The sequence below is a fragment of the Dolichospermum sp. LEGE 00246 genome (assembly GCF_015207865.1).
In the GTDB taxonomy this organism is placed as follows: Bacteria; Cyanobacteriota; Cyanobacteriia; order Cyanobacteriales; family Nostocaceae; genus Dolichospermum; species Dolichospermum heterosporum.
In genome coordinates, this window is the sequence record NZ_JADEWA010000627.1 from 1 (window position 1) to 2,344 (window position 2,344).

Here is a 2,344-nt window from a genome sequence, read left to right on the forward strand (position 1 = left end):
GTAGGGGAAGTGGGGGAAGTGGGGGGAGAAAGAATTTTCCCAATGACCAATGACCAATGACCAATGACCAATGACCAATGACCAATGACCAATGACCAATGACCAATGACCAATGACCAATGACTAATGACTAATGACTAAATCAGATCCTAATCGAGTTTTACGGCGTTTACCCTTAGTTGTTGGGGGTTTAGGTGCTGTGCTTTTGTTAATGAATCGGTTGTTAACACCGCAACTGACAAACTCCCAAGCACGAGGAGATGTGCTGGGGGTAATTCTGAGCGCGGTGTTAATTTTAACTGGGTTAATTTGGCAACAGGTACAGCCGCGTACACCTGAAACAGTAGAATTGATTGGGGAAGAGGGATTTTTTTTAGCAGCAGATTTACCAGAAGCCGCGAAAATAGAACTAGCTTGGGCATCGCGGTTATTATTAACAAATACAGTGACGCGATCGCTCATAGTCTACTATCAAGGTAAAGTTTTATTACGTCGTGGTATTCTGGCTGCTAAATCGGAAGTAGTCCCAGGAACAATTTTAAAAAAAGTATTAGAAACTCAAAAGCCAATTTATCTAGTTGCTTTGTATGTTTATCCTGGTAAAATCGAATTTGATTATTTGCCAGAAAATACACAAGGTGTAATTTGTCAACCTATTGGTAAAGAAGGGGTTTTAATTTTAGCGGCAAATGCTCCCCGCAGTTACACTAAACAAGAGGAAAACTGGATTGGGGGAATTGCCGATAAATTAGCTGTAACGCTTGGTAATGGGTAATTGGTAATTGGTAATTGGTAATTGGTAATTGGTAATTGGTAATTGGTAATTGGTAATTGGTAATTGGTAATTGGTGATAAAATCCCTGTCTTCATCCTCTTCATCCTTTAATCCTGGACATCCTGATTCTGACAATAATTATGCAAATTATTTATTTACTCTTAGTAGCTGTAATGTTTGTGGGGATTATTGGTGCTGTAGTTCCAGCCATACCTGGAAGTAGTTTGATTTTAATATCTATTATTATTTGGGGAATCGTGAGTAATTCCTTTGCAGCTATTAAAATTCCCCTGATTGTGACAATCATTGTTTTACTTCTGAGTACAGGAGTTGATTTCCTTGCTGGTTATATTGGAGCAAAACAAGCCGGGGCTAGTAAGTGGGGACAAATTGGCGCATTTGTGGGTTTGTTACTGGGATTTTTTGGATTACTACCAGCTTTACCTTTTGGTGGACCATTACTAGGAATTTTATTTGGACCATTGTTAGGCGCAATTGTGGGTGAGTTCCTTTATCAAAGACGATTATGGCCTGCGGTAAAAGCTGGGATAGGAATTACTGTGGGAACGGTTGTGGGGAATTTGATTCAAGGTGTTTTAGCTATCAGTGCGGTGATAGTATTTTTATTGACGACTTGGACACAGGTATATGGTGGTTAATGATCAAAGTTTGTCTATCAATCAAAAATCAGGTGAGCAGTTGCGCTTTAGTTAATAAACGCAACTAGTAAATTAGACTAACATAAACCAGCTTTTGCTTCTTTGGAAATCGCTTCTACCTCGTCATTCACCAAAGTTTCTAGAATAGATTTAGCTTCATCACTTCCCAAACGGGTTAAAGCTTGCACAACTCTGTAACGTACTTGCCAATCTGAGTTAGTGCTGTATGGAAGTAAGAGGGTAACTGCTTTTGGATCTCCCAATTCACCAAAGGAACTAATAGCGGCAGTTTGAATTAAACCATTATCGGATGCAAGTGCTTGAGTAAGTAATTCAAAAGCTCGTGGATCTCCTAATTCTCCCAATGTGGCAATAATGCTAAACTGGACTAGCCATTCTGGTGTTTCCTGGTAAAGCTTTTGTAAGTCTTCAAAAGCGTCATGCAATTTTAGCGCACCTAAACAGTCTGCTGCGGCTGCTTGCACATCTGCTTCAGGATCATGTAGTAAACCCCGTAAGATAGTCAAGGATAATGGTAAATCCTGTATTCCCAGGGTATCCATTTGACTTACGGCGGAATAACGGACACGCGCACTTTTATCCTGAATGGCAATTTGGACTAATTCTAAAGCGATTTGTGGTTCTAGATCCCGAATTTGGTTAACTGCACGCAAGCGATCGCCTAAATTGTCAGAACGCAGTAACTCTTTTATACTATCAGCAGATACACTCATTTAATAGTCCCTTGTCAGTTGTCAGTTGTCAGTCGTCAATTGTCAGTTGTAAAAGAATATTGCTCTTACTTCCCCACACCTAGTAGTTCGTCAAATTTATTTTGACGGGTAATGATCGGAAAAAACTTCTGTTCTTCCCTCCCCTACCTCCCCTACCCCCCCTACCTCCCCTACCC

General features: G+C 40.3%; 4 protein-coding genes. 2 read left to right on the forward strand and 2 right to left on the reverse strand.

Going from position 1 to position 2,344, the window contains the following annotated elements:
- Window positions 1-133: 133 nt before the first annotated feature.
- A complete protein-coding gene (locus tag IQ228_RS24840) occupies window positions 134-775 on the forward strand; it encodes a cofactor assembly of complex C subunit B (RefSeq protein ID WP_027400698.1) in 642 nt (213 codons plus the stop codon).
- Here the strand turns inward: IQ228_RS24840 and IQ228_RS24845 are convergent.
- Window positions 749-910 (reverse strand): hypothetical protein, encoded by a 162-nt coding sequence (locus IQ228_RS24845; RefSeq protein ID WP_193964817.1) that lies wholly within the window; start codon window positions 908-910, stop codon window positions 749-751. The two genes, IQ228_RS24840 and IQ228_RS24845, sit on opposite strands and share 27 nt — an antisense overlap.
- Window positions 911-915: 5 nt before the next feature.
- Between IQ228_RS24845 and IQ228_RS24850 the strand changes: the two genes are divergently transcribed.
- Window positions 916-1,434: a DUF456 domain-containing protein gene (locus tag IQ228_RS24850; RefSeq protein ID WP_027400697.1), complete on the forward strand. Its 519-nt coding sequence runs from the start codon at window positions 916-918 to the stop codon at window positions 1,432-1,434.
- A gap of 77 nt (window positions 1,435-1,511) precedes the next feature.
- On the opposite strand, the gene nblB is transcribed toward IQ228_RS24850, so the two are convergent.
- Complete coding sequence (gene nblB / locus IQ228_RS24855) at window positions 1,512-2,168, reverse strand: phycobilisome degradation protein NblB (RefSeq protein WP_193964815.1); 657 nt, start codon at window positions 2,166-2,168, stop codon at window positions 1,512-1,514.
- Window positions 2,169-2,344 lie beyond the last annotated feature (176 nt).

Coding starts and splice junctions, on each gene's coding strand:
- IQ228_RS24840 (WP_027400698.1), top strand. CDS start 134: ATGACTAAATCAGATCCTAATCGAGTTTTACGGCGTTTACCCTTAGTT.
- nblB (WP_193964815.1), bottom strand. CDS start 2,168: ATGAGTGTATCTGCTGATAGTATAAAAGAGTTACTGCGTTCTGACAAT.
- IQ228_RS24850 (WP_027400697.1), top strand. CDS start 916: ATGCAAATTATTTATTTACTCTTAGTAGCTGTAATGTTTGTGGGGATT.